Source organism: Amycolatopsis orientalis DSM 43388 (assembly GCF_000411975.1).
GTDB classification, from domain to species: domain Bacteria; phylum Actinomycetota; class Actinomycetes; order Mycobacteriales; family Pseudonocardiaceae; genus Amycolatopsis; species Amycolatopsis orientalis_D.
On record NZ_ASXG01000045.1, the window covers coordinates 1 to 24,731 of the forward strand.

At 69.3% G+C, this 24,731-nt stretch carries 23 protein-coding genes and 1 tRNA gene; 6 read left to right on the forward strand and 18 right to left on the reverse strand.

The genetic code is table 11. The annotated features are described in order from the left end of the window. Positions 1–93: 93 nt before the first annotated feature. The 5 genes from L942_RS07705 to L942_RS07725 all read right to left on the reverse strand — a co-directional run bounded on the left by L942_RS07705 (position 94) and on the right by L942_RS07725 (position 6,485). Positions 94–1,749, reverse strand: a complete 1,656-nt coding sequence (locus tag L942_RS07705; protein WP_037356934.1) for a PucR family transcriptional regulator — start codon at positions 1,747–1,749, stop codon at positions 94–96. A gap of 77 nt (positions 1,750–1,826) precedes the next feature. After that, positions 1,827–2,933, reverse strand: a complete 1,107-nt coding sequence (menC, locus tag L942_RS07710) for an o-succinylbenzoate synthase (RefSeq protein ID WP_037356937.1) — start codon at positions 2,931–2,933, stop codon at positions 1,827–1,829. Continuing rightward, positions 2,930–3,808 (reverse strand): GNAT family N-acetyltransferase, encoded by an 879-nt coding sequence (locus L942_RS07715; RefSeq protein ID WP_200862739.1) that lies wholly within the window; start codon positions 3,806–3,808, stop codon positions 2,930–2,932. Before L942_RS07715 ends, menC begins: the two co-directional genes overlap by 4 nt. 47 nt (positions 3,809–3,855) lie before the next feature. Continuing rightward, positions 3,856–5,013: a M20 family metallopeptidase gene (locus L942_RS07720; RefSeq protein ID WP_081654975.1), complete on the reverse strand. Its 1,158-nt coding sequence runs from the start codon at positions 5,011–5,013 to the stop codon at positions 3,856–3,858. Next, positions 5,010–6,485 (reverse strand): amidohydrolase family protein, encoded by a 1,476-nt coding sequence (locus tag L942_RS07725; RefSeq protein WP_037356944.1) that lies wholly within the window; start codon positions 6,483–6,485, stop codon positions 5,010–5,012. The genes L942_RS07720 and L942_RS07725 overlap by 4 nt, the downstream gene beginning before the upstream one ends. Before the next feature lie 151 nt (positions 6,486–6,636). Here L942_RS07725 and L942_RS07730 point away from each other — a divergent pair, with 151 nt between their 5' ends. Further along, a complete protein-coding gene (locus tag L942_RS07730) occupies positions 6,637–7,023 on the forward strand; it encodes a VOC family protein (RefSeq protein ID WP_037356947.1) in 387 nt (128 codons plus the stop codon). Here the strand turns inward: L942_RS07730 and L942_RS07735 are convergent. The 7 genes from L942_RS07735 to L942_RS07765 all read right to left on the reverse strand — a co-directional run bounded on the left by L942_RS07735 (position 7,020) and on the right by L942_RS07765 (position 12,830). Beyond that, entirely contained in the window at positions 7,020–7,910 is an 891-nt protein-coding gene (locus tag L942_RS07735) for an MBL fold metallo-hydrolase (RefSeq protein ID WP_051165784.1), read from the reverse strand. The genes L942_RS07730 and L942_RS07735 overlap by 4 nt on opposite strands. Further along, a complete protein-coding gene (locus tag L942_RS07740) occupies positions 7,885–9,111 on the reverse strand; it encodes an MFS transporter (protein ID WP_051165785.1) in 1,227 nt (408 codons plus the stop codon). The genes L942_RS07735 and L942_RS07740 overlap by 26 nt, the downstream gene beginning before the upstream one ends. Next, positions 9,108–10,364 carry a carboxylesterase family protein gene (locus L942_RS07745; protein ID WP_081654976.1) on the reverse strand — a complete coding sequence of 419 codons (1,257 nt, stop codon included), beginning with the start codon at positions 10,362–10,364 and terminating at the stop codon, positions 9,108–9,110. Before L942_RS07745 ends, L942_RS07740 begins: the two co-directional genes overlap by 4 nt. 116 nt (positions 10,365–10,480) lie before the next feature. Next, the gene (locus L942_RS07750; protein ID WP_158684437.1) at positions 10,481–10,645 is read right to left on the reverse strand and encodes a hypothetical protein; all 165 of its coding nucleotides are present in this window, start codon (positions 10,643–10,645) and stop codon (positions 10,481–10,483) included. 31 nt (positions 10,646–10,676) lie between these two features. Next, a complete protein-coding gene (locus L942_RS07755) occupies positions 10,677–11,225 on the reverse strand; it encodes an RNA polymerase sigma factor (protein ID WP_037356953.1) in 549 nt (182 codons plus the stop codon). A 7-nt stretch (positions 11,226–11,232) separates the two neighbouring features. Then, positions 11,233–11,424 carry a ferredoxin gene (locus L942_RS07760; protein ID WP_037356956.1) on the reverse strand — a complete coding sequence of 64 codons (192 nt, stop codon included), beginning with the start codon at positions 11,422–11,424 and terminating at the stop codon, positions 11,233–11,235. After that, on the reverse strand, positions 11,424–12,830 hold the full coding sequence (locus tag L942_RS07765) for a fatty acid desaturase (RefSeq protein ID WP_037357184.1): 1,407 nt from the start codon (positions 12,828–12,830) through the stop codon (positions 11,424–11,426). The genes L942_RS07760 and L942_RS07765 overlap by 1 nt, the downstream gene beginning before the upstream one ends. 127 nt (positions 12,831–12,957) lie before the next feature. Between L942_RS07765 and L942_RS07770 the strand changes: the two genes are divergently transcribed. The 4 genes from L942_RS07770 to L942_RS44170 all read left to right on the forward strand — a co-directional run bounded on the left by L942_RS07770 (position 12,958) and on the right by L942_RS44170 (position 16,738). Then, a complete protein-coding gene (locus L942_RS07770; protein WP_235078948.1) occupies positions 12,958–14,199 on the forward strand; it encodes a PucR family transcriptional regulator in 1,242 nt (413 codons plus the stop codon). 162 nt (positions 14,200–14,361) lie between these two features. Next, positions 14,362–16,080, forward strand: a complete 1,719-nt coding sequence (locus L942_RS07775; RefSeq protein ID WP_051165786.1) for a GMC oxidoreductase — start codon at positions 14,362–14,364, stop codon at positions 16,078–16,080. Between the two features lie 92 nt (positions 16,081–16,172). After that, positions 16,173–16,415: a hypothetical protein gene (locus L942_RS07780; protein WP_235078950.1), complete on the forward strand. Its 243-nt coding sequence runs from the start codon at positions 16,173–16,175 to the stop codon at positions 16,413–16,415. A 182-nt stretch (positions 16,416–16,597) separates the two neighbouring features. After that, entirely contained in the window at positions 16,598–16,738 is a 141-nt protein-coding gene (locus L942_RS44170; protein WP_158684438.1) for a hypothetical protein, read from the forward strand. A gap of 318 nt (positions 16,739–17,056) precedes the next feature. Here L942_RS44170 and L942_RS07785 read toward each other — a convergent pair. From L942_RS07785 to L942_RS07795, 3 genes are all read right to left on the reverse strand, one after another. Further along, positions 17,057–17,130, reverse strand: a tRNA-Leu gene (locus L942_RS07785). A gap of 75 nt (positions 17,131–17,205) precedes the next feature. Beyond that, positions 17,206–18,534: an NAD(P)/FAD-dependent oxidoreductase gene (locus L942_RS07790; protein WP_037356961.1), complete on the reverse strand. Its 1,329-nt coding sequence runs from the start codon at positions 18,532–18,534 to the stop codon at positions 17,206–17,208. 84 nt (positions 18,535–18,618) lie between these two features. Next, a complete protein-coding gene (locus tag L942_RS07795) occupies positions 18,619–19,302 on the reverse strand; it encodes a uracil-DNA glycosylase (protein ID WP_037356964.1) in 684 nt (227 codons plus the stop codon). Between the two features lie 52 nt (positions 19,303–19,354). Between L942_RS07795 and L942_RS07800 the strand changes: the two genes are divergently transcribed. After that, complete coding sequence (locus tag L942_RS07800) at positions 19,355–20,845, forward strand: S10 family peptidase (RefSeq protein WP_037356967.1); 1,491 nt, start codon at positions 19,355–19,357, stop codon at positions 20,843–20,845. A gap of 66 nt (positions 20,846–20,911) precedes the next feature. On the opposite strand, the gene L942_RS07805 is transcribed toward L942_RS07800, so the two are convergent. From L942_RS07805 to L942_RS07815, 3 genes are all read right to left on the reverse strand, one after another. After that, positions 20,912–22,627, reverse strand: a complete 1,716-nt coding sequence (locus L942_RS07805) for a S8 family serine peptidase (protein WP_037356970.1) — start codon at positions 22,625–22,627, stop codon at positions 20,912–20,914. 82 nt (positions 22,628–22,709) lie between these two features. Then, complete coding sequence (locus tag L942_RS07810; protein ID WP_037356973.1) at positions 22,710–23,708, reverse strand: ABC transporter ATP-binding protein; 999 nt, start codon at positions 23,706–23,708, stop codon at positions 22,710–22,712. Further along, complete coding sequence (locus L942_RS07815) at positions 23,701–24,726, reverse strand: ABC transporter ATP-binding protein (protein ID WP_037356976.1); 1,026 nt, start codon at positions 24,724–24,726, stop codon at positions 23,701–23,703. Before L942_RS07815 ends, L942_RS07810 begins: the two co-directional genes overlap by 8 nt. Positions 24,727–24,731 lie beyond the last annotated feature (5 nt).

Genomic DNA, 24,731 nt, shown 5'->3' on the forward strand with positions numbered 1-24,731 from the left:
GAGGGAGGGGGAGGCGGGGGGTGAAAAGGGGGCCAGCGGGGCGGGGGTCGGGTTTTCGTGCGCGGCAATGCCGGTTCTAACCGGCGTAAACACTCACGACCCCTCTTCGGCCCGCTCCACGCGCGGCAGCAAATGCAGTTGCACCATCGCGGCGAACCGGTCCCCCGGATCGTCGAGATCGATGCCGCCCACCTCGGCGAGCCTGCGCAACCGGTACCGGAACGTGCTCGGATGCACGTATGCCGCGGCCGAGGCGGCGCTGATGTCGCCGAACGAATCGAGCCAGCACCGCAACGTGTGCACGAGCTGGGACTGATGCTTGGTGTCGTACTCCAGCAAGCGCGCGATCGGCCCGGTCGCGACGTCGCCGCGGGCCGCGGAGAGGTCGGCCAGTTCCAGCATCAACGCCTCGATGTGCGCGTCCTCGGAGGTGATCACCCGCTTCGAGCCGCCGTTGGTGAGCAAGACGCGCAACGCTCGGTCGGCGCCGTCTCGGGACGCGCGCAATCCGGAGCCGTCGAGAGCCAGCGGGCCGATGCCGATCGCCGCCGCGACCCGGCGGCCGGTGCGTTCCAGGAAGGTCGACGCGACGCGTACCGAGCGTTCCCGGCAATCGCCGTGGTTCCCAGGCATCGGGACGATTCCGTACGCGACATCGCCGACCAGCGCTACCGCCGATCGGGGCTGAACCGCGCTGAGGTGCATGGCGAACGCGTCGGCGACCCGCTGGCGTTCAGTGACGAGCCGCAGGTCATCGTCGGGTGCCTCCAGCAAGCCCATGGCGAGCACGATCGTCGGCTGGCCCAGCAGCCCGAGCCGCGCGATGGCTTCCTGCGCGCCGGAGCCGCCTTCGAGCGCGGTGCTGACCAGGTCGGCCCGCAGCCGGCGTTCGACGTCCGCGCCCGCCCGGAGCCGAAGCATGTGCAGCGCAACGATTTTCGACGCGTCGATCAGCGCCGCGGTCCGTTCTTCGCTGAGCTCTTTGTCGACAGCGGCCCAAATCGACCCGAGGATCTCGTCTCCGGCCCGGACCGCGAGGGCGGCGCGGGGCATCACGATCTTCTTGTCGTAGCCTTCGCCCGGATAGACGTAAACCGGGCCTTGGTCGCGGTAGAGCCGCTCGAAGACGCCGTCTTTTTCCAGCTCGCGCGTGAACCGTTCGGGCACCTGGCGGCCGAGGATCGTTTCGACGCGCGAGGGGTCGGCCTCGTCCTGCCGGCCGGAGAACGCGAGCACGCGCGAGTTGCGGTCCTCGATGGTGACCGGTGCGTCCAGCAGCGCGGCGATGGCGTTGGCGAGCGCGAAAAGATCGCCGGACGGCATCCCGCCGAGTGTCTGCGGGGAAACATCGCCGACGTCGCCCTCCGCGAGCAACGTGCGGAGCATGGCCGCCAGCTGCGCCCACGACGCACCGCTGGCGAGCCCGAGCAGCGCGACCCCGGAGGAATTGGCCGCGCGCACGAGTTCCGTCGAGGCGGCGACTGGCGACCGCACGACCAGTGCGGTCGCCCCGCGCGCGGCGACCGCGTGCAGCAGCTGCCCGATCTCGTCGGATTCCCGCACGCCGACGCCGAGGACCACCGCCTGCGCCGGGAACTCCGCGTCGTCGTGCGGATCGTGGATCACCACCCCGCCGAGCTGCCGCCGGGTGTCGCGGCCGACCGCGATCGGTTCGAGGAGCACGTCCCCGAGCGCTTCGAGGACGCGACCCAGGCTCGTGTGCGGCTTGCTCGGCACCGGTGTCAGCACCCCCCGAAGGTAGAGCCGGCCCCGCGCGGACCGGCTGGTCCGATTCGACCAAATCTACCTCCGGAATTCGTAGCGGGCTACGAACCGATCCAGACCTTTGCCGTGGTCACCTCGTCCAGCAGCTCCGGAATCGGTGCCACGCCGAGGCCGGGGCCGGTCGGCACCGGTAGATGGCCGCCGGACAGCACGAAGGGCTCGGTGATGTCGGTCCGGTAGAACCGGTTCGACCCGGAGGTGTCGCCGGGCAGGGTGAAGTTCGGCAGCGAGGCGAGCGCGACGTTCGCCGCCCGGCCGAGGCCGGTCTCGATCATCCCGCCGCACCACACCGGGATCCCGTGCGCCGCGCAGACGTCGTGCACCCGGCGCGCTTCCAGATAGCCGCCGACCCGGCCCGGCTTGATGTTCACGATCTGGACCGCGCCCAGTTTGATCGCGTCGGCCGCCGCGCGCGCCGACACGATCGACTCGTCGAGGCAGATCGGCGTCCGGATCCGGCGGGCCAGCTCGGCGTGGCCGAGCACGTCCTCCTCTTCCAGCGGCTGCTCGATCAGCAGCAGGCCGAACGGGTCGAGCTTGGCCAGCTGCGGTGCGTCGCCGAGGGTATAGGCGGTGTTCGCGTCGACCTGCAGCAGCACGTCGTCGCCGAAGCGTTCGCGGACCGCGCGCACCGGCTCGACGTCCCAGCCGGGCTCGATCTTCAGCTTGATCCGCACGTAGCCCTCGTCGAGATATCCGCCGACGACGTCGACCAGCTGCGGGATGGTGTCCATGATGCCGACGGAAACGCCGCACGGCACGGAATCGCGGACCGAGCCGAGTTCGGCGGCGAACGAGCGCTCGTGCGCGCGGAGTTCGGCGTCCAGCACCGCCATCTCCAGGGCGCCCTTGGCCATCCGGTGGCCCTTGAACTTCGCCAGCAGCGGCGTCACCTTCGCCGCGGTGACGTCTTCCGCGGCCAGCAGCGCCGGGATGAGGTAGTGCCGCAGCACGTGTTCCGCGCCGTCGTTGTACTCCGACGAGTACAGCGGCCCGGCCATGGTCACGCATTCGCCCCAGCCCTCGCCGGCCGGCGTGACCGCGCGCAGCAGCACCAGCTCGCGGACGGACTGGGTGCCGAACGAAGTCCGGAACGGGGCGACGAGCGGCATCCGCACCCGGCGCAGTTCCACACCGCTGAGTTTCACTGCTCCTCCTTGGAGATCACGTAGAAGCCGGCTCGGTCGAAGCCGGTCACCCGGCCGCCCGCGGCCAGCAGCCCGCCGAGCGATTCGCGCAGCGCGGTCCGCCACGCGTCCGCCCGGCCGGGATCGGTGCTGCGCAAACCCTCGATGTCCGGCGGGACGGCGACCAGCACCACCGGGGCATCCGCCTTGCCGACGGCCGGTCCGCCGTCCGCGGCGACCTCGAGGGCCACGGCCGCTCCTTGGTCGAGCAGGGCCTTCGCGTCGGTGCGGATCGGTTCGCCGAACGCGGCGGCCCGCACGGTCGGACTGGCCAGCTCCCAGGACACCATCAGCCGATCGGTGTCGCCGGAACCGTTGATGCCGTCGGTCATCGGCCCGTAGAAATCCCGCAGATAACGCACCGGGAGCGCGCCGAGCTTGCCGAGGTTGAAATAGGCGTTGCGGCGCACCAGCGGATCGAAGGTCCATTTGATCGACGAAACGTCCTGCGCCAGCGCCCATCCGCGCTGGTGCAATTTCAGTGCGTATCCGATCCCACGCCCCGCACCGGCCTTCGCCACCCCGGCGATGTGACTGTGCAGGCTGCCTTTTCCGGGATTTCCGAAAAAGCCGACGCACGCACCGAGCAGTTCTCCGCCGGCGAACGCGCCCGCCACGTAATTGCCCGCCGACGACAGCGCGCGCAGCAGTTCCGTGGTCACCGGCCGGGTTCCCGGCGCGGACCGCCAGATCGTCTCGAACAGCACTCCGACCGCGGTCATCTCCGCGATCTCGGTGATTTCCCGGATCTCGACCCCGGAGGCGGCCGCGGCCGCGCGCGCGGTCGCGGCGGCCTCGTCGCACGTTTCCGTCGCGACGGGTCTTTCCGTGTTCATCGCAAGATTCGTCACGCGACGATCCTTTCCCGGCTTCCCCACCGACGTCACCGTCGCGCTCGACCAGAATCGCCAGCCGGATTCGTCGGAACCGACGGACTCCCCTTCGTCAGCACGTTCTCCACCAACGCGGCCAGCAACGCCGTCCGCCGCGGCAATTCCTCGACCACGACGTGTTCGTGATCGGCGTGCGCCCCGCCGCCGACGGCACCGAGACCGTCGAGCGTCGGCACGCCCAAGCCCGCGGTGTAATTGCCGTCCGAAGCCCCGCCGACGGCCGCCTCCGACAATTCCGGCAACCCCAATTCCGCGGCCAATTCCTGGGCCAGCCCGTACAACGCGGCCGAGGAAACGGCGTCCAGCGGCGGCCGGTTGATCCCGCCGCTGACCCGCACCCGCGCGTCTTCCAGCACCGGTCGCAGCGCACGGACCGCACGGTCGACGCGAAGCTGTTCCTCTTCGTCCCACACGCGCACATCGACCTCGACCGCGGCTGCGGCGGGCACGGTATTCACCGTGGTTCCAGCCGAAAGCACCGTCGGCACCACGCTGGTCCCGCGCTCCGAATCGGCGAGCGCGGCGACCGCGAGGACCTGATGCGCGATCTCGATCCCGGCGTTGATCCCCTTCTCCGGTTCGAGCCCGGCATGCGAGGCGCGTCCAGTCACCTCGATCCGGTAATGGGAAACGCCTTTGCGCCGGGTCTTGAGCGCTCCGCCGTCCGCCGAAGCCTCCAGCACGAACGCGGCCGCACAGCTCTGCGCTTCTTCCTCGATCAGCCCTCGGGAAGACGGCGAGCCGAGCTCCTCGTCGCCGGTGACCAAAATGGACAGTCCACTGGGGTCGGCAAGAGAAGCCGCGACATGCAACGCCATGACGACGCCGGTCTTCATGTCGAAGCAGCCCGGGCCGCGCAAGACGCCGTCCCGCACGGAAAACGGGTGGGTCTCCAGCGAACCGATCGGCCAGACCGTGTCGTGGTGCCCGAGCAATAGCACCCGCGGCGGACCGTCCCCGAACCGCCAGCGCAGATGCGTCCGTCCATCCAGGACGATGCGTTCCGGCGCCACGCCGAGCAAGGCCTCGCCGACCCCAGCCAGCACCTCAGCGCTGCGCGCGACCGCGTCCAGGTCGGCAGACGGGGATTCGCAGCACACCAGCGTTTCGATGTCGGCGAGCAACGCGTCCACGGCGAATTCGGTCATCGCGGCTCACCCCGCAGCGGCTGGCCGGGGAGCGCGTCGGCGAGCAGCTGCCCGTCGCGCACCACCGGAGTGCCCCCGACGAACAGGTGCCGGACGCCGACCGCGGGCCGGGTCGAGTCGAAATACGTTGCGGTGTCGGTGATCGTGGCCGGATCGAGGACGACGATGTCCGCGTCCGCGCCGACGTTCAACCGGCCTTTGGCCCGCGCCCCGGGCGCGACCTCGTCGAGCACCCGCGCCGGGAGGTAGGAACAGCGCCGGAAAGCCTCCAGCCAGGTCCAGACCCCGGCCTCGCGCACCATCAGCCGCAGCGACTTGGAGAAGGTCCCCGCCGTACGAGGATGTGTCACGCCGCCGGGCGGCAGCGGCCACTCGGTGGACTCGTTGGCCCCGTCCGGCCAGTACACCGGCATGGCGTCGCTCGCGACGATCGAGTCCGGGAAAGCGAGCGCCTGGTGCAGCAGAGTGCGGTCGACCGGGTCTTGTTCGTCGAGGAACTCCAGGATGCACGGGGCCCCCGGCGTCTCGGCGCGGACCTGCAGCAACCGGCCCTCGTCCGCGATCCGCTCGCCGGTCTCCAGCAGGACCACCCGCGACGGGTTGAGGCCCTTCATCTTCAGCCGCTCCGGCGAAATGAACGCCGCGCCGACCGCGGTGCTGCCCGCGCCGTACGGATAGGCCTCGACCGTCACCCGCGACCCTGCCGAACGACCCGACTCCAGCGCGGCGAGCACCCGGTCGATGTGCCGTCCGGAGGTGCTGTTGACGTGGCAGTGGTGCATCGCCGCGCCGGTCTCGGCCGCGACGATCGCGATCTCCTCGGACCCGTCGGCCGGGGTGCCCGGATCGACCTCGACCAGCTCGCGGACGTGCGTGTACGTCGGCGCCTCGGCTTGTTTGGCCAGCCTCGCCAGCGCCAGGAACTCGGCCGGATCGCTGGTCGGCGCGTATCCGAGCAGCACGCCGACGCCGAGCGCGCCCGCCGCCAGTTCCCCCTCGACCAGCGACAGCCAGGCGGCCAGCTCCTTCTTCGACGAGGACCGTTGCCAGTCCGGAATGCCGAGCACGGAAAGCCCGGTATTGATGCTCGCGTCCGGCTCGATGCCAGCGAGCACCTTCGCCCGCGCGGAGCCCCACGAGGCCGAGAAACCGTAGTGCAACGGACGGCCCGCCGCGGCGGCCTCGGCGTAGGCCCGTTCGACCGGCATCAGGCCGGCCTCGAGGTCGAGCGCCGTCGTGACGCCGTCCATCGCCTGCAGCCGCTGTCCGGCGATCGAGTGCACGTGGCTGTGCAGGTCGATGAACCCCGGCCCGACGAGGTACCCGGCGACGTCGATCTCGACCTGGTCGTCCGCGCTGGGCAGTCCCGCTCCGACCGCGATCACTTCCCCGCCGGATATCAGCACGTCAGCTGTGCCGTCGAAGCCCGTAGCCGGGTCGATGACGCGACCGCCACGCAGCAGTGTCCGCATGCTTGCCTCCTCGCCTCGCTGCTGGCGACCCTAGGAGGTTTGCCGAGCAGTACGTTCGTGCGCGCGGACGAATCCGGGGCGGCAGATCTCTCCGCGCGCACAAACCGGAATTCGCTGGGCGCGGGTGCGCCGCGGCCCTAAGCTCGCGCCCATGGCCTGCCGGATCACCGAACTCGTCCTCGACTGCGCCGACCCGCGACGGATGGGCGAGTTCTGGTGCGAGGTCCTCGGCTACGTCGAACTCGGCTGGGACGGCGACGACCTCGAGATCGGCCCGCCCGGAGCCGGTTTCGGCGGCCCGCAGCCGACGTTGATCCTGAGCCGCAGCACCGACCCGAAGCCGGTGAAACTGCCGCTGCACCTGGACGTGAACCCGACCGACCGGGACCAGGACGCGGAGCTGGAACGCCTGCTCGCGGCCGGGGCGCGGCCCGCCGACGTCGGGCAGACCGGCGAGGAGTCGTGGCACGTCCTCGCCGACCCGGAGGGGAATGTCTTCTGCCTGCTCCGCCGCCGGGTCGACCCGGTGCGCCCCTAGGCCAGCCACTCCCGATAACGGAACTGCCCGGCCCGGATCAGGTCGGCGGCGAACTCGAAGACATAACCGTCCGAGCCGCGCCGCGCCCGGCCGGCCGAGGGCGCGGGGAAATGCGTCGGCAGCAGGACGGAGTCGCCCGCCTCCTCGAGAATGCGGGATCGCACCTCTGCCGCTTTCCCCGGGTCAACGCAGTACCGGGTGCTCAGCTCCGGATGCCGCACCTGCACCCCGTGGTGCATCGTGTCCCCGGCGAGCAGGACGGTTCCGGCGCTGCCGCGAACCCGCACGCACACGTTTCCTGGCGTGTGCCCAGCCGCGGGAACGAGTTCCGCGTGCTTGCCCACCACCGCGTCCGGAGCGACGAAGCTGAGCTGTCCGGCCCGCTCGATCGGCCGGACGCTGTCGGCCAGGTAGTCCCCGGTCCGGCGCATCGCCGCCGCACCGGCTTCGCTCGACCAGTAGCGGAACTCCTCCTCGACCACGAGGTGCGGGGCATGCGGGAAGACCGGATCCGCCCCGACGGTGACGGCACCGACGTGATCGGCGTGCAGGTGGGTGAACACGACAGCGTCGACGTCCCGCACCCCGGTCGCGCGGAACTGCCGCAGCCACCGGTCCGGCAGCTGGTCGAACTCCGCCCGGCGCCGGTCTTTCCCCGCCCCGACGCACGCGTCGACCACCAGCACCTCGTCCGCTGAGCAGACCAGGAAAGACTGGATGACGAACACCAGCTTCCCCGTCTCCCGGTCGAACCACGGCTCGCGCGCGTACCAGTCGGCCAGGTCCGGTTCGAGTCCCGGGAAGAACTCGCCGGGCTCGATCAAGAGCCGGTCGTCCTCGATCAGCGGAACGACCGCGACGTCACCGAGATCGAACCAGTGCGCCATCGTGCTCCCTCTTCGCCTTCGCCCGCACACGGCTCAAGCCCACCGCGCAAGCGATTGCCACCAGCACCGGAACAGCGGTCGCCAGCACGATCGTCTGGGCCGACAACGCCAGCGCGAGCAGCAACCCCGCGACACCCGGCCCGACGATCGACCCGATGCGCCCCAGCGCCGCGGCCCAGCCCACGCCGGTGGTGCGGGTGCTCTCCGGGTAGATCGAGACCGCGAGGGTCAGCTGGCCGATCTGCCCGGCCGTGACCCCGAACCCGGCACCGGAGAGCAGGACGAACAGCAGGGTCTCGCCGACCGGCGCCGTCGCGACGAGGACCATGCACACGGCCCCGATGGCGGGCATCAGGATCAGCGCCCGCGCGATCCCGATCCGCGCGGCGAGCGGGATGAGCACCAAGCCGCCCGCGATCCCGCCGAGGGTGAGGAACGCGAGTCCCAGCGGGGCCTTCCCGGCGGCGAAGCCGTACCCGGTCAGCAGCGTCGGCACCCAGGAAATCAGCACGTACGCGGTGATGAAGATGAGGAACGAGAACGCCCAGATGAGCGAGGTCGGCAGGCGCAGTCCCGGGCCGAACAGCCGGCTCACCTTGGCCTCCTGCTTCGCGCTGCTCTCGACCGCCGGCTCTCGCGTTGGCAGCACGACGGCCATCACCGCGGCCAGCACCAGCGGAGCCAGCCCGGCGACGTAGAAGACCCCGGCGGACCCGACGCTGTGCAGCAGCTTCCCGCCGAAGAACCCGCCGAGGCTGCTCCCGGAAGCGAGGCCGAGGGTCACCGCCACCGAAACCAGCTCCCGGCGGCCCTCCGCGCTGTGTTTCGTCGCGAGCGACACCCCGGCGGGCAGCACCAGCCCGAGGCCGAGCCCGGTCACCAGACGGGCGGCGGCGAAAACCGGCATGGACTTCAGCTGCAGGATCGCGGCGGTCAGCACCGTCGCGCCCGCGAAGATCAGCACACCGGTGAGCACTACGGAGCGCGCCTTCATCCGGGCGCCGACGTAACCCGCGGCCAGATATCCCGCGACGACCCCGATGTTGGTCAGCACCAACGGCACCGTGAAGGCCGCCGGGGCGGAACCCCATTCGTGCGACAGCGTCGGGATCGTGAACGACAGGGCGGCGGTGTCGAAGCCGTCCAGGAGGACCGCGAAGAAACAGAGCAGGACTACGGGCCAATGAATGCTTCTGCTCATCGCATGTTCTCCAGTGCCGGAAGGGAATTCCCGATCCGGATGCTCGCGCCGCCCCAGCCCGGCGAGCCCGAGCGCGCGAATTCGGTCCACCACAAGCGCATCTGGGCACCGATCCGTTCTACCTCAGCCCAGCTCGTGTCGCCCAGCATCGGGCTCCCGCGCCAGGATTCCGGGGTGCCCAGCAGGAACGGCAGTTCGAGACAGTGGATCGCGCCGTAGCCGCCGCGTTCCGGAGCCCAGTCGAATTCGTAGGAGTACGCACCGTACTGCTGTGCCAAGTCCCGCGCCGGACGACCGAAAAGCGGGTCAGTCTGGTCCGCGATCGCTTGCCGGATCCCGGCGTCCGGAACTCCGATCGCGAACGCTTCGCACTCCTGCGTCGTGTATCCGATCATCAAGTCCGGCAGCGGATCGGACAGCCGCACCTCGAGATCAACGAGCCCGAACGGCGGCCGGGTCGACGTCGGGTCTTTCGCGGCATTCCACCGGAGAGTCCGCTGCTGCGCGGCGAGCAACTGGTCGACGGACGCGGTCATCGGGTCGCCGCCCACCGCGTCGACGAAATACCGGCCGATCTCCAGCGCCGTAGCGCGTTCCTGGATGATCGCGGGGTCCGGGGAACTCTGCACGATCGCCCGCCGGATCAGCGAACGACTGTCCGGATTGGACAGCAAGGCAAGCGTCGAAAGCGCACCCGCGGACTGCCCGAAGACAGTGACATTGGCCGGGTCGCCGCCGAACGCCGCGATATTGTCGCGGACCCATTGCAGCGCGAGCATCTGGTCCGCCAGACCGAGATTGCCCTCGCTGACGCCCTCGTGGACCAGGTAGCCGAAGGCACCCAGCCGGTAGTTGACCGAAACCACGACCACGTCGCCGTCCGCGGCGAGCCGTCCGCCGTCGTACCAGGGAAGTGTTCCGCCGCCGCTTAGAAAACCGCCGCCGTGCAGCCACACGAGCACCGGGCGCGCCCCGGTCAGCGCGGACGTCGCGACGGCGAGGTGGAGGCAGTCCTCGGACTGGGGCGCTTCGTCCCGCGGCGGCCCCATCGCAGCCTCCAGGCGCGAGCTGAGCTGCGGGCAGATCGGACCGGGCAAAGCAGCGTCGGAACGGGGTTCGGCCGGTCGCGGCGGCTGGAACCGCTCGGCAGTCCCGTACCGCACGCCGCGGAAAAGCAGCAGGCCGTCGTCGCCCCGCACGCCGCGGACCGGACCGGACGGGAGCTGGGCAGTGACAGGCTGGCATTCGGTCATCGCGGCTCTCCTTCGAGCGGGGTCCGGCACCTTCGACACCTTCGACCCGCAGCCAGGCTAAGAAAGTCCGGAATGCCTGACCAATGCTCTTTGCCGCCCGAGACATGTTCGGCCGGCTATACCTCGCCGCGCGCCTCCGCCGGTTCAGCGCGCACCTTTCGGGGCGCACGCGCCGGTTCGGGCCGGCTGCCGCCGGAAAACAGCTGCGAAACCGTCCCGATCAGCATCCCCAGCAGCGGAAGCCAGATCGGGCAGAGCATCAGCACCAGCAGGGGTCCCATGATCTTGAAAATTTCGAGGAATCCGTGCACTTCAGCGTCCCGCCTTCGCGGTCTCGGCCAGCAGCGTCGCGAGCGTGCGCACCGCACGGTGCTGGAGCGCTCGGACGCTGTTGGGGTTCTTGTTCATGGTTTCGGCCACTTCGGCGACGGAGAGCCCGGCGAAAAACCGAAGCCGCACGCACTCGCGCTGTGGTTCGCTGAGGTCGGCCAGGCAGCGGCGCAGCGCGGCGGCTTCGATGCGGGCCAGCGCGAGCCGGTCGGCTCCGCCGCGCACGTCCGGTCCGTCGTGGTCTTTCCCGTCGAGGAGCTCGCGCCGGTAGCGAGCCGATTTGCGGTGGTCGCGCACCAGGTTGTCGGCGATCGTGTACAGCCAGCCGGTGAACGACCCGACGTCCGGGCGGAAGTCCGGCAGTTTCCGCCACGCGCGCAGGAACGCCTCGCTCGTCAGGTCCTCGGCGACCGTCGCGGTCGGCACCCGCATCCGCAGGTAGCGAAAGACCGGCGGCGCGTGCTCCTGATAGAGGACGGCGAACGCGGCCTGGTCGCCCGACCGCGCCCGCCCCAGCAGCTCCGTCTCCACGCCGGCCTCAATCCCGCAGCCGCAACGCCGCGACCGGGCACGCGCGCACCGCCGCGTCGACGAACTGCCGGTCCTCCTCGGGCGGCTCCTCGTCGAGCACCCGCACCACTCCGTCGTCGCCGACCTCGAAGAACTGGTCGGCCATCGCCTCGCACATGCCGAGGCCCTCGCATTTGCCGTGGTCCGCGACGATCTTCATCAGGCCGCCTCCCGCGCCACGGGCACGAAGTCGACCTTGTCGCGCACGCCGCAATCCGGGCACGTCCAGTCGTCCGGGATCTCCGACCACGGTGTCCCGGCGGCGAAGCCCTCCAGCTCGTTGCCCTCCGCGACGCGGTAGAGGTAGCCGCAGCCCGGGCACCGCGCGGCGTCCACGTCGTCAGCCAGTTTCGGCCGGGTGTCGGCGACCGGTTCGTCCGCGGCGGCAGCGACGACCGGGTACTTCTTCAGCAGCGACGGCAGTTTCCCCGGCTGCACGTTCGCCTGCCGGAGGTCGCCGTCGAAATGCCGGTAGACCCGCGGGTCCATCACCTTGCGGAACCACGCCGGGACCAGCGCGACGACCATCATCCCGGTGTAGCCGGTCGGCAGCACCGGGCTTTCCTTGAAGTCCCGCAAAGTCTGGAACCGGCGCGTCGGGTTGGCGTGGTGGTCGCTGTGCCGCTGCAGGTGGTACAGCAGCACGTTCGTCGCGACGTTGTTGGAATTCCAGGAATGCGCGGGGGTAACCCGTTCGTACCGGGTCTTGCCGCCGTTCGTGACCTGCTTGCGCAGCATCCCGTAGTGCTCCATGTAGTTCACGATTTCCAGCAGCGAAAACCCGAACACCGCCTGGATCACCAGATACGGCAGGATTCCGACGCCCAGCCACGCAAGCAGCGCTCCCCACAGGACCACGCTCATCAGCCACGCGTTGAGCACGTCGTTGCCGAGGCGGAACGGGTGAGTTCCCTTGCGGGCGAAGCGTTTCCGCTCGACGCCCCAGGCACTGCGCAGCGAACCGAAGACCGTCCGCGGCCAGAACCGGTAGAAGCTCTCGCCCACCCGGCTCGACGCGGGGTCCTCCGGAGTGGCGACGCGGACGTGGTGCCCGCGGTTGTGCTCGATGTAGAAATGCCCGTAGAAACACTGGGCCAACGCGATTTTCGCCGCCCAGCGCTCGGTGCTTTCCCGTTTGTGGCCGAGTTCGTGCGCGGTGTTGATCGCGATGCCGGCGACCGTGCCCAGCGTGATCGCGAGGCCGATTTTGCCGCCGACGGAAAGGTCGCCGCGCGCGAGCAGCCACGCACCGGCCACGAAACCGGCGTATTGCAACGGCAGGAAGAGATAGGTGATCCAGCGGTAGTAGCGGTCCTCCTCCAGCGCCTCCATCACCTCGTCGGGCGGATTGGTGTGGTCGTATCCGGCGACGAGGTCGATCAGCGGCACGAGGACCAGCACGACGAGCGGGCCGAGCCACAGCGCGGCGGCGGATCCGGTCGCGGCGTGCAACCCGATCGCGCCGAACGGCAGCAGCGGCACCACGAGCCCGAGCAGCCACAGGTGCCGCTTCCGGTCGTGCCAGGCGGTTTCGCCGTTCGCTCCGGCGAGGCGATAGGTCTTCATGTCGGCCTCCACGCGGTCTGTCGTTTTCCCGAAGGTAGGAATCCGCGGGCGGCGAGACACTGTGCGCGAAACCGAAACGTCCGGCTGAGTTGGGTCCCGGGCACGAACCGGGCGTACGGTGCTGCCTGTGACGTCGACGGCTGCCGCCACGCTGGCCAAGATCGCGGACTCGGTCCTGGCCGAGCTCGCGCTGCTCCGCGCGCGGATCGTGGAGGAGGTCACCACCGAGTTGCCCGCGCTCGCGCCCGACGCGCAGGCCGCCGAACTGCTGGACAGCACAGTCCGGGAGAACCTGGTCGCCGCGCTCGGCGTGCTGGGCGGTTCCATGGAGCCGATGGACGTCGGTGCGCCGCCGGTCGCGCTGGAATTCGCGCGGCGGCTGGCCCAGCGCCGGGTGCCGATCACCGCGATGCTGCGCGCGTACCGCCTCGGCCAGGCGGCTTTCCAGCAGGAGATGATCGCCCGGATCGCCGCCGAGCCGGTGGAGGCCGCGGACGTCGCGGTCGCCGCCACCGAGCTGTCGCAGGTCGCCTTCACCTACATCGACAAGATCTCCGAAGAGGTCGTCGAGGCCTACCAGCTGGAACGCGACACCTGGCTGCGACACCGCAACGCGGCACGGCTCGCGAAGGTGCAAGCCGTGCTGTCCGGCAAACCCGTCGACACCGCCGACGTCGAGAAAACTCTCGGCTACGCGTTGTCGGAGCGGCACGTCGGCGCGGTCCTCTGGTGCGGCCCTGAGCTGGACGAAAGCGGCAGGCTGACCATTCTCGAACGACACGCGGCGCTGCTCGCGAACGCCCTCGGCACCGCCCCGCTGGTCGTCGCCCCGGACGCCTCGACCGTGTGGGCCTGGTTCCCGATCCCGACGCTCGACCTCGACGCGGTGTCCGCCGCGCTCGCCGGCTCGCCCGAGCCAGTGCGCGTCGCGCTCGGTGACCCGGCGAGCGGGCCGGCCGGGTTCCGCACCACGCACCAGCAGGCCCGGCAAGCCGAGGCCGTGGCGCAGATGGCCGAGCGAACTCAGCCGCGACCGGTGACCGCGGCGGCGCAACTCGGGCCGTTGGCGCTGGTCGCGGCGGATCCGTCGGCGGTCGCGGGCTGGGTCCAGTCGGTGCTCGGCGCGCTGGCCGACGACGACGAAGGCCACCGCCGGATGCGCGAGACAGTGTGGGCGTATCTGTCCAGCGGAAGCAGCCTGATGGTTGCTGCGCAGGAGCTGCACCTGCACAAGAACACCATCCAGTACCGGCTCCGCAAGGCCGAGCAGGAACGCGGCCGTCCGCTGTCGGAGGGGCGGATCGACGTCGAGGTGGCGTTGCTGGCGTGCCGGCTGCTGGGTCCGGCGGTGCTCCGGCCGGTCGACTGATTTCGTGCCGGGGGTTTTGTGCCGGGGGTTTTGTGCCGCGGGTTTTGTGCCGCGGGACCAGTCGCGCCCCGCCGTCCCGGTCCGAAGACCGATGCCCGCGCCCGGCCCGGCGGGAAGACTTCAGCTTCGCCCCCCCGCGCGCTGACGCCTGTGAGGACCACGATGAGCGACCCCTGCGAAGAGACCGACGTCCTCGTGATCGGTTCCGGTTTCGGCGGTTCCGTGAGCGCACTCCGCCTGTCCGAAAAGGGCTACCGCGTCACCGTGCTGGAAGCCGGTCCCCGCCGGACGGAAGAGACGCTCCCCAAAACCTCCTGGGACGTACGGAATTTCCTGTGGGCACCCCGGCTCGGCTGCTACGGAATCCAGCGCATCCACCTGCTCCGAGACGTCGTGATCCTCGGCGGCGCGGGCGTCGGCGGCGGCTCCCTCAACTACGCCAACACTCTCTACGAACCGCCCGCCCCGTTTTTCGAAGATCCGCAATGGGCGCACGTCACCGACTGGCAAGCCGAACTCAAACCGCACTACGCCCAGGCGCGCCGGATGCTCGGCGTCACCCAGAACCCGACCGTCACCGCCGCCGACCAGGTGCTCCGGGAAGTCGCCGACGACCTGGGCGTCGGCTCGTCGTTCCGGCTCACGCCCGTCGGCGTTTTCTTCGGCGACAAGGACACTCCCGCCGGAACCGCGGTGCCAGACCCGTACTTCGGCGGTGCCGGACCAGCCCGCCGCACGTGCACCGAATGCGGGTCCTGTATGACTGGCTGCCGCGTCGGCGCCAAGAACACCCTGGACCGCAATTACCTCTACCTGGCCGAAAAACTCGGCGCGAAGATCCTTCCGATGACCACGGTGCTCGAGGTGCGCCCATCCGACGGCGGCTACACCGTCACCGCCGTCCGTACCGGAAAGTCGCCCCGCCGCGGTAAAAACGTGCGCACGTTCTTCGCCCGCGACGTCATCTTCAGCGCCGGCACCTACAACACGCAGAAATTACTCCACCACGCCCGCGAAACCGGTGCGCTGCCCCATCTTTCCGCCAGCCTCGGCCGCCTGACCCGGACGAACTCGGAATCCATCCTAGGCGCGAAATCGAAACGCAAGGACGTCGATTTCACCCGCGGCGTCGCGATCACGTCGTCCATCCACCCGGACGAGCACACACATATCGAACCGTGCCGCTACGGCAAAGGCAGCAATGCGATGTCGCTGCTGCAAACCGCCCTCACCGACGGCGGCAAGCCCGTCCCGCGCTGGCTCACCTGGCTGGGCGCGTTCGCCCGAAACCCGCGCAACCTCACCTGGTTCTCGCCGCGCCGCTGGTCCGAGCGCACCATCATCCTGCTGGTCATGCAAACCCTCGACAATTCCATCACCGTCTCGAGCAAACGCACCCGCACCGGGCGGCGCAAACTGACCTCGACCCCCGGACACGGCGAACCGAACCCCACCTGGATCCCCGCCGGAAACGACGCCGCCCGCCGCGTAGCGGAGAAAATCGACGGCATCGCCGGCGGCACCACCGGCGAGATCCTGAACATCCCGATGACGGCCCATTTCATCGGCGGCTGCGCCATTTCCGACGATCCGGAACGCGGTGTCCTAGACCCATACCACCGCGTACACGGCCACCCCGGCCTGCACGTCGTCGACGGCTCGGCGATTTCGGCGAACCTGGGCGTCAACCCGTCGCTGACGATCACCGCACAAGCCGAACGCGCGATGTCCCTGTGGCCCAACCACGGCGACACCGACCCTCGACCGCCACTCGGAGCACCGTACGAACGCCTCGCCCCGGTAGTCCCCCGACATCCAGCGGTCCCGGCTGATGCTCCCGGTGCGCTCGCCGGTACCGGCATTCCCGGGTCGCGCCGCTGAGGCTGCGGTCAGGCCCTTTCCGGAATTAAGTACCCGCACAGGAATTGTTCCTCCTGTTACGGTTGTGCGTGATCGCTGGCAACCAGCCGGGCTTGGACGAGATCGAAGCGCATTTCGTCGCACTCCTCGACGGGCGGACAAGCCGCGATGCCGTCGACCAATGGGCCGCTCGCTGGCTGACCGACGACCAGCTCTCCTGGGACGAGCTGAGCCTGTGGGCCTTGGGTCTTCTCTGCGGAATCGACCTGCGCCAGGGCCCCGACGGCGCTTACCTGCATGACGACGGCCAGGTGCGGGATTGGCTGGATGAACTGAGAAGCCGCCGCGCGCGGTAACCACCGCCCCGTCTCAACCGGTCGAGCTTCGAATACCCACCGCCAGCCGGACGATTGAAACCCTCTTATGCCCCTGCACCGACCGCAGGCCGTCGCCCGCCTTTCGGCGCTGCCTCTCGCGCTAGCCCTGGCCGCGCCTGCAGCCAGATACCCCCGACCGCCCCGAGGCCTACGCCCAGTTGATGAAGCTCCCCGACCTCGACCAGGCCAAGGCCACCTACCCCACCATCGCCACCGCCATCCGTGACCGGCTCACCGCCGAATTCGGCCACACCTGGAAACAAGGCGGCGAAATCCTGGACCTCGCCCAGCTATCTGCCTGACACCGACTGGGCCCGCGCCCAAGCCCCTGGTCGGGCAGATCGCCGCGGGCTACCGCTTCAAGCCCGCCCCAGAGGTCTCGACCACCCAACCCGGGAACCACGGCGTGCGTAACACCAGCCCTGACAGCGCCTTCCTGGCCTTCGGCACCAGCAAATACACCGTCATCGGGGTCAAGACAGGCTGTCACTTAACGGCCGAAGCACACCGCCGCGGCACTCCCAAGCCCGATTAGACCTCAGCGAACCCCGGCCCGCGCCAAGATCGCAGCTGCCTCTGCCGACCAGGCAAGAACATGAGGCGCACACCTGCGAAAACGGTGCCCCCGACGGGGTTCGAACCCGCACTGGGTCGATTTTAAGTCGACTGCCTCTGCCAATTGGGCTACGGGGGCCCACCCACCCTAGCGAACCCGGACACGGCGAAGCCGAGCCACCCGAAAGCGGCCCGGCTTCGTCGGAAGAACCACTCAGCCCTTGCTGGCCCGGTTGAACTCTTCCTTCGGGTTGTTGATCTGCCCCAGCGAGATGACCTCCCGGCGGAACAGCCCGCCCAGCATCCAGTCGAACAGGATGCGGATCTTGCGGTTCCAGGTCGGCATCGCCTTGAGGTGGTAGGCGCGGTGGAAGAGCCACGCCGGGAAGCCCTTGATCTTCAGGTTCAGCGCGTCCGCCACGCCCTTGTGCAAGCCGAGGCTCGCGACCGCGCCCAGGTTCTTGTGGTAGTAGTCCTTCGGCTGTCCGCCGCGGATCACCTTGATGATGTTCTTCGCCAGCAGGCGGGCCTGGCGGACCGCGTGCTGGGCGTTCGGCGGGCAGGTCGCCGTCGGGTCCTGCTCGGTGCGCGAGAGGTCCGGGATGGCCGCGTTGTCGCCCGCGGTCCAGACGTCCGGGTGGCCGACCACCTGCATCGCCGCGGTGGCCTCGACGCGGCCGCGCTTGTCGAGCGGCAGGTCCGAGCTGGCGAGGACCGGGTTGGCCTTCACGCCGGCGGTCCAGATGATCGTGTCGGTGTCGAACTCGGTGCCGTCCGAGAGCACGACGTGGCCGTTTTCGAACGACTTCGCCGCGGTCGACAGGTAGACCTCGATGCCGCGCTTCTCCAGCTGCTGCACCGTGTACACGCCCAGCGTCTCGCGGACCTCGGGCAGGATCCGCCCGGCCGCCTCGACCATCACCCAGCGGATGTCCGCCGGCTTGATGTTCGGGTAGTAGTTCTCGACCGCGAAGCGGGTCATGTCCTCGAGCTCGGCCAGCGCCTCGATGCCCGCGAACCCGCCGCCGACCACGGTGAACGTGAGCAGGCGCTTGCGCAGCTCGGGGTCGAGCGTGCTGGCCGCCTCGTCCAGCTTGGTCATGATGTGGTTGCGCAGGTAGATCGCTTCGCCGATGGTCTTGAAGGCGATGCCCTCCTCGGCCAGGCCGGGGATCGGCAGGATCCGCGCGACGGCGCCGAGCGCGACCACGAGCACGTCGTAGTTCAGCGTCTCGACGTGGCCGTCGGCCGCCTCGACCGTGACGGCCTTGCGCTCGTTTTCGATCTTCGTGACCCGCGCGGTCAGCACGTGGCAGCGCTTCAGCACGCGGCGCAGCGGCACGACCACGTGCCGCGGTTCGATCGCACCGGCCGCCGCCTCGGGCAGGAACGGGGCATAGGTCATGTGCGGCTGCGGGTCAACGACGGTCACGGAGGCCTCGTTGGCGCGCAGCATCTTCTGAAGCCCGTACGCGGTGTACAGGCCGACGTATCCACCACCGAGGACGAGGATCCGAGTCGGTTCCGACTTCGCAGCAGCCATGTACCTATAGTCGCACTTCCGAAGCGGCTTCGCTCGGGTACCCCACCCCGCTGTGACCAGCATCGCCACGCTGGTTGTCACGATTCAGATGAGCCCGGCCGCTGAGGCCGCGGCGGTGAACGCGCTCACCACCATGGGCTGTGTCACACGGCCGGTCTGGACATTGCGCGGTGACACGTGGTAGCAGCCGAACACCGCGAGGTCGCCGACCTGCATCCGGGCGCCGTGCGCGAAGGCCGGACGCGGTTTCGGCACCGGCCAGCCGGCGGCGGAAAGCACGGGCAGCAGCGCCTGCCAGCCGAACGCGCCGAGCACGACGATCGAGCGCAGGGTCGGGCGCAGCAGGTCCAGCTCGTCGGCCAGCCAGTGCCGGCAGGTGTCCCGTTCAGCGGGGGTCGGCCGGTTCTCCGGCGGCGCGCAGCGGACCGGCGACACGAGCCGGGTGCCGCGCAGCGTGAGGCCGTCGCCGATGGCGGCGGACACCGGCCGGGACGCCAGACCGACCTCGTACAGCACGCGGAAGAGGAAGTCGCCGGACGGATCGCCGGTGAACATCCGGCCGGTGCGGTTGGCCCCGTGTGCGGACGGCGCGAGCCCGACCACGGCCAGTGCGGCGTCCTCCGCGCCGAAACCGGGCACCGGCCGCGCCCAGTACTCCTGTCCGGCGAACGCGGCCTTCGTCCCCGCCACGCCCTCGCGCCATTCGACGAGCCGCGGGCACGCGCGGCACCGCACCAGCTCCGCGTCGAGGTCGGCGAACGTGCGCATCGATCTCCTCCGCTTGGTGTGCTGCCACGGTAACGCGGGATAGGTTGGGGCCATGGCCGACACCACCGCGGACGAGACCGCCGAGAAGACCAAGGGCGAGGAGACGAAGGCGGCGGAGCCCGTCGACGACCTCGTCACGACGCAGCACACGCTCACCGTCAAGCGGCGCAAGCTCGCCTACACCGCCCAGACCGGCCGGATCGTGCTCCGCCAAGAGGTCAAGAAGGACGGCAAGTCCGAAGGCCACCAGGCCAAGGCCGAGGTTTTCCTCACCGCCTACACCCTCGACGACGCCGACCCCGGCACGCGACCGGTCACCTTCGCCTTCAACGGCGGCCCCGGTTCCTCCAGCATCTGGCTCCACATGGGCCTGCTCGGACCGCGCCGGGTGCTGTCCGGCGACGTCAACGACCCGGTGCCGCCGCCGTACGGGCTCGAGGACAACCCGGAAAGCCTGCTCGCGCACAGCGACCTGGTGTTCATCGACCCGGTCCAGACCGGCTATTCGCGGGTGACCGAGGGCGGCGAATCCCAGCCGTACACCGGTTTCCAGGGCGACGTCGAATCGGTCGCGGAGATCATCCGGCTGTGGGTTTCGCGCAACCAGCGCTGGTTGTCGCCGAAGTTCCTGGCCGGCGAGTCGTACGGCACGCTGCGCGCGGCCGCGCTGGCCGGGCACCTGCAGGAGCGCTACGGCCTGTACCTCAACGGCCTGATGCTCATCTCGTCCGTTCTGGACCTCGGCACGCTGCGGTTCCACGAGGGCAACGACCTGCCGTACTCGCTGTTCCTGCCCACGTACGCGGCGATCGCGCACTACCACGGCAGGCACGGCGAACGACCGCTCGACGACGTGCTCGCCGACGCCGAGGACTTCGCCTCGAAGGAACTGCCGTGGGCGCTTTCCCGCGGCGCGCGGCTGTCCACTCAGGACCGTACCGAGGCGGTGCAGACGCTGGCGTCGCTCACCGGGCTCAGCGAGTCCTATGTGGACCGCGTCAACCTGCGGATCGAGCACGTCCGGTTCTTCACCGAACTGCTGCGCGACCAGGGCAAGACCGTCGGCCGGATGGACGGCCGGTTCACCACCTGGGAGCCGGACGGCGGCGTCGAGCACATGAGCGACGACCCCTCGGTGTCGCGGATCATCGGCGCCTACTCGGCCGGGTTCAACCACTACGTGCGCGCCGAGCTCGGTTACGAGAACGACCTGCCGTACGAGATCCTGTCGACCGAGGTGTTCAAGGCCTGGTCCTACAAGGAGTTCGAGGGCCGTTCGGTGTCCGTTGTGGACACGTTGAGCGCGGCGATGCGGGCGAACCCGCACCTGCAGGTCCACGTCGCGTTCGGACACTACGACGGCGCGACGGCGTACTACGCGTCCGAGTACGTGCTCTCGCAGCTGAAGATTCCGGAGGAGCTGCGGGACAACATCGAAACGGCCTACTACCCGGCCGGGCACATGATGTACGTGCACGAACCGTCGCGGGTGCAGCAGTCGAAGGACCTGGGCAAGTTCGTGAAGAAGGCGTCCAACCGCTGATCTGGCGAGTGCCTGTCGCGGTTCTTGCCGCGACAGGCACTCACCACCATTCGTGCTCCCGCTCGTTCAGCGCAGGAACGCCGAACCCCGCGTCACCGCGGAATAGGCGTCCACCGCCCCATGTCCGTAGAACCCGTTGAACGACGTGTCTCCCACACAGGTAGCCGTGAACGAAGCGTCCCGGCCCTCCTTCAAGTAGTCGACCGTCCGCGGCACCGGGCACGCGATCGGCGCGGCCGTGCCTTCCAGCACCCGCTGCACCGCGTCCGGATCCATCGAGATCGAATTCCCGGTCTTCTTGCCGTACTGGGAAATGATCAGCGCCGCGACCCCGGTCGCATGCGGAGTGGCCATCGAAGTCCCTTGCAGCCACTGGTAGTAGCCGACCCGGCCGTCCGCCGCCGTAGCCTTCTGGATGCCGAGCGCGACACCCGCCGGGGTGACATTCCCTGCCGCGTCGATGTTTCCGGCCGCCACGCCGACGTTTCGCGGGTACGTGGAGAGGATCTCATTCTCGACCGTCCGGTACCACGGCGTGCCGTAGCCGTCCCGGAAATACCCGCCAGGCGCGGAAACAGAGATCTGCTCGGTGCCGTAGTTCGAGTAGTCCGCCTTCGCCTGCGACGGGCCGAACGAGCCGACCCCGATGGTGTGCGGGCCTTCGACTGGCAGCGAGAAGCACGAGGAATTGTCGATCTTGCGCGGGTGCGTTCCGTTCGCCGGATAGTCCGGGCTCGTGACGTCGTCGTGCGGTGCGGCCAGTTCGTCGTGCTGATTGCCGAGCGCGACCACCATCGTCACGCCCTTGCGGTGCGCGTAGTTCAACGCGCGCGTGGTCGCTTCGATGATCGTGCGCTGCTCTGCTTGCTCCGCAGCGGAGTCCGCCGGATTGGACCGGCAGTTGTACAGCCACGGGTCCACATAGAAGCTCATGTTGACGACGTCGAGACCCGCGTCGCCGGAATAGGTCAGGGCGTCGACCGTCGGCTGCAGGAAGAAGTACCCGGAATCCTGTCCGGCCCGGACGTTCACCAGCGTCACGTTCGGCGCCACCCCGGAGACGCCGAATCCGTTGGCCGCCGCGGCGATCGTGCCGGCGACGTGCGTGCCGTGCCCGTTGTCGTCGTGGTCCACCGGGTCGACGCAGCCGCGGAACTCGCAGGGGCCGTCGACCACGGTGCCGTTGACGTCCGCGACGATGTCCTTGGTGAAGTTGCGCGAATCGGCCTTGTCGAAGTTCGGTGCGATGTCCGGGTGACTGCCGTCGACGCCGGTGTCGATGATGCCGACCTTGACCCGCTTGTCGCCCGCCTGCTTGGTGCGCGCGAGGTCGGAGCGGGTCGATTTGAGGCCCCAGAGCTGGTCGTCCAGCGGGTCGGTGCCGACCGGTTTGTTCGCCGCGGCCTTGTGCGACACACTGCCGCGGCCTTCCTTCTCGACCGCGTCCGGCTTTTCCCTCTTGCCCTCCTTCGGCGCGCTGCCGATCGCTTTCGCCTTGGCCGCGCCGAATACCGCGCGGTTGGCGGAAACCCGCTCAGCGAAGCCGGAAGCGGGAGCGGTGGCGGTGATCAGCCCGACGGCGGTGTTGGTCTCGACGACCGTGCCGCCGGCGTCACGCACCGCCTTCTGCGCGGCAGCCACGCTCTCGCCGTCGCGCGCCAGGACGTTGAATTCCGTTACCGGCCCGGCCGGTTGGGCCGACGCCGCCGGAACGGCGACGCCGGACACCGCGCCGAACAATGGCAGCGCGAGGGCCACTGCGAGCAATCTTGGTCTTTTCACGAGTCCTCCTCAGGAAAACCGACAATGCAACGTACATAGCGGACACTGCGTGCGGCAATCGGCAAACCGGAGGAATCGCTCGTTACGGAACCACGGACTTCACCTCGGCGAAGTGACAAGCCGACAGATGCCCGTCCGTGCGCGGTTCCAGTTTCGGCGCCTCCGTCGCGCAGATGTCCGCGGCCTTCCAGCACCGCGTCCGGAACCGGCAGCCCGACGGCGGATCGATCGGGCTCGGCACGTCGCCTTCCAGCCGGATCACCTGCCGCTGCCCGCGCACCGCCGGGTCCGCCACCGGAACGGCCGACAGCAACGCCTGCGTGTAGGGATGCGACGGTCGCTCGTAAATCTCGTCCTCGGTGCCCACTTCGACGATCTTGCCCAAATACATCACCGCGACCCGGGTGGACAGATGCCGCACCACCGAAAGGTCGTGCGCGATGAACACATAGGACAGTCCGAACTCGCCTTGGAGTTCCCCGAGCAGGTTCATCACCTGCGCCTGGATCGAAACGTCCAAAGCGGACACCGGTTCGTCGCAGATGATCACCTTGGGCCGCAACGCGAGCGCCCGCGCGATGCCGATGCGCTGGCGCTGGCCGCCGGAGAACTGGTGCGGATACCGGTTCACGTGCTCGGGATTGAGCCCGACCACCTCCAGCAGTTCCTGCACCTTCTTCGCCCGCGAACCCTTCGGCGCGACGTCGGTGTGTATCTCGAACGGCTCGCCGACGATGTCGCCGACCGTCATCCGCGGATTCAGCGACGTGTACGGGTCCTGCAGCACGATCTGGATTTCCCGGCGCATCCGCCGCAGTTCCGCACCGCGCAGCTGGAACAGGTCGCGGCCCTCGAAGGTCGCGCTGCCGCTGGTCGGCTCCTCCAGGCGCATCAGCACCTGGGCGAGCGTCGACTTGCCGCAGCCGGATTCCCCGACCACGCCGAGCGTTTCGCCCTGCCGCAGGTCGAAGGACACGCCGTCGACGGCCTTCACCTGCCCGATCGTGCGCTTGAACAGCACCCCGGTGCGCACCGGGAAGTGCTTGACCAGGTCGCGCACGCGGAGAATCGGCTCACCCACGGCTCACCACCACCTCCTCGGCGAAATGACACGCACTGACCCGGCCGAACCCGAGCGCGTGCGAGGACGGCCGCTCGTCGCGGCATCGTTGCTCCGCCCGTTTGCAGCGCGGGTGGAACGGGCAGCCGGGCGGAATGTCGAGCAGGCTCGGCGGCAGCCCCTTGATCGTTTCCAGGGTCTGTCCCTTGAGGTCCAGTCGCGGCAGCGAATCCATCAGCGCCGCGGTGTAGGGATGCCCGGGAGAGCTGAACAATTCCCGCACGTCGGCCTGCTCCACGATCCGCCCGGCGTACATCACCGCGATCCGGTCCGCGACCTCCGCCACCACGCCGAGGTCGTGCGTGATCAGCACGAGCCCCATCCGCCGTTCCCGCTGGATGTCCGCGAGCAGGTCCATGATCTGCGCCTGCACGGTCACGTCCAGCGCGGTCGTCGGCTCGTCCGCGATGAGCAGGTCCGGGTCGAGCGCGAGCGACATCGCGATCATCGCGCGCTGCCGCATCCCGCCGGAGAACTGGTGCGGGTAATCCTTCACCCGCCGCGCCGCCGCCGGGATCCGCACGAGGTCGAGCAGCTCGATCGCCCGCTTGCGTGCGTCCTTTCTGGACATTCCCAACCGGACGCGCAGTTGTTCCTCGATCTGGAACCCGACGGTGAACACGGGGTTCAGCGCCGAAAGCGCGTCCTGGAAGATCATCGCGATCTCCGCGCCGCGCACCTCCCGCCGCCGGTCCGCCGACGCGGTGAGCAGATCCTCGCCGCGGTAACGGATCGACCCGCCGGTGATCACGCCCGGCGGAGTGTCGAGAATCCCCATCACGGTCTGCGCGGTGACGCTCTTGCCGGAGCCCGATTCGCCGAGCACGGCAAGGGTTTCCCCGGCGTGCACCGAATAGCCGACGCCGTTGAGCACATTGGCCACGCCGTCGGAAGTGCGGAACTCCACGTGCAGGTCCTCGACCTCGAGCAGCAGCTCGTTCTCCGCCGCCGGACCAGGCGGACTGGACACTGTGGACATTGCGG

Bases quoted from the DNA above. Each gene is read 5' to 3' on its own strand.
- L942_RS07715 (WP_200862739.1), bottom strand. From the start codon at position 3,808: ATGAACACGGAAAGACCCGTCGCGACGGAAACGTGCGACGAGGCCGCC.
- L942_RS07720 (WP_081654975.1), bottom strand. From the start codon at position 5,013: ATGACCGAATTCGCCGTGGACGCGTTGCTCGCCGACATCGAAACGCTG.
- L942_RS07725 (WP_037356944.1), bottom strand. From the start codon at position 6,485: ATGCGGACACTGCTGCGTGGCGGTCGCGTCATCGACCCGGCTACGGGC.
- L942_RS07730 (WP_037356947.1), top strand. From the start codon at position 6,637: ATGGCCTGCCGGATCACCGAACTCGTCCTCGACTGCGCCGACCCGCGA.
- L942_RS07735 (WP_051165784.1), bottom strand. From the start codon at position 7,910: ATGGCGCACTGGTTCGATCTCGGTGACGTCGCGGTCGTTCCGCTGATC.
- L942_RS07740 (WP_051165785.1), bottom strand. From the start codon at position 9,111: ATGAGCAGAAGCATTCATTGGCCCGTAGTCCTGCTCTGTTTCTTCGCG.
- L942_RS07745 (WP_081654976.1), bottom strand. From the start codon at position 10,364: ATGACCGAATGCCAGCCTGTCACTGCCCAGCTCCCGTCCGGTCCGGTC.
- L942_RS07750 (WP_158684437.1), bottom strand. From the start codon at position 10,645: ATGGGACCCCTGCTGGTGCTGATGCTCTGCCCGATCTGGCTTCCGCTG.
- L942_RS07760 (WP_037356956.1), bottom strand. From the start codon at position 11,424: ATGAAGATCGTCGCGGACCACGGCAAATGCGAGGGCCTCGGCATGTGC.
- L942_RS07765 (WP_037357184.1), bottom strand. From the start codon at position 12,830: ATGAAGACCTATCGCCTCGCCGGAGCGAACGGCGAAACCGCCTGGCAC.
- L942_RS07775 (WP_051165786.1), top strand. From the start codon at position 14,362: ATGAGCGACCCCTGCGAAGAGACCGACGTCCTCGTGATCGGTTCCGGT.
- L942_RS44170 (WP_158684438.1), top strand. From the start codon at position 16,598: ATGAAGCTCCCCGACCTCGACCAGGCCAAGGCCACCTACCCCACCATC.
- L942_RS07790 (WP_037356961.1), bottom strand. From the start codon at position 18,534: ATGGCTGCTGCGAAGTCGGAACCGACTCGGATCCTCGTCCTCGGTGGT.
- L942_RS07795 (WP_037356964.1), bottom strand. From the start codon at position 19,302: ATGCGCACGTTCGCCGACCTCGACGCGGAGCTGGTGCGGTGCCGCGCG.
- L942_RS07800 (WP_037356967.1), top strand. From the start codon at position 19,355: ATGGCCGACACCACCGCGGACGAGACCGCCGAGAAGACCAAGGGCGAG.
- L942_RS07815 (WP_037356976.1), bottom strand. From the start codon at position 24,726: ATGTCCACAGTGTCCAGTCCGCCTGGTCCGGCGGCGGAGAACGAGCTG.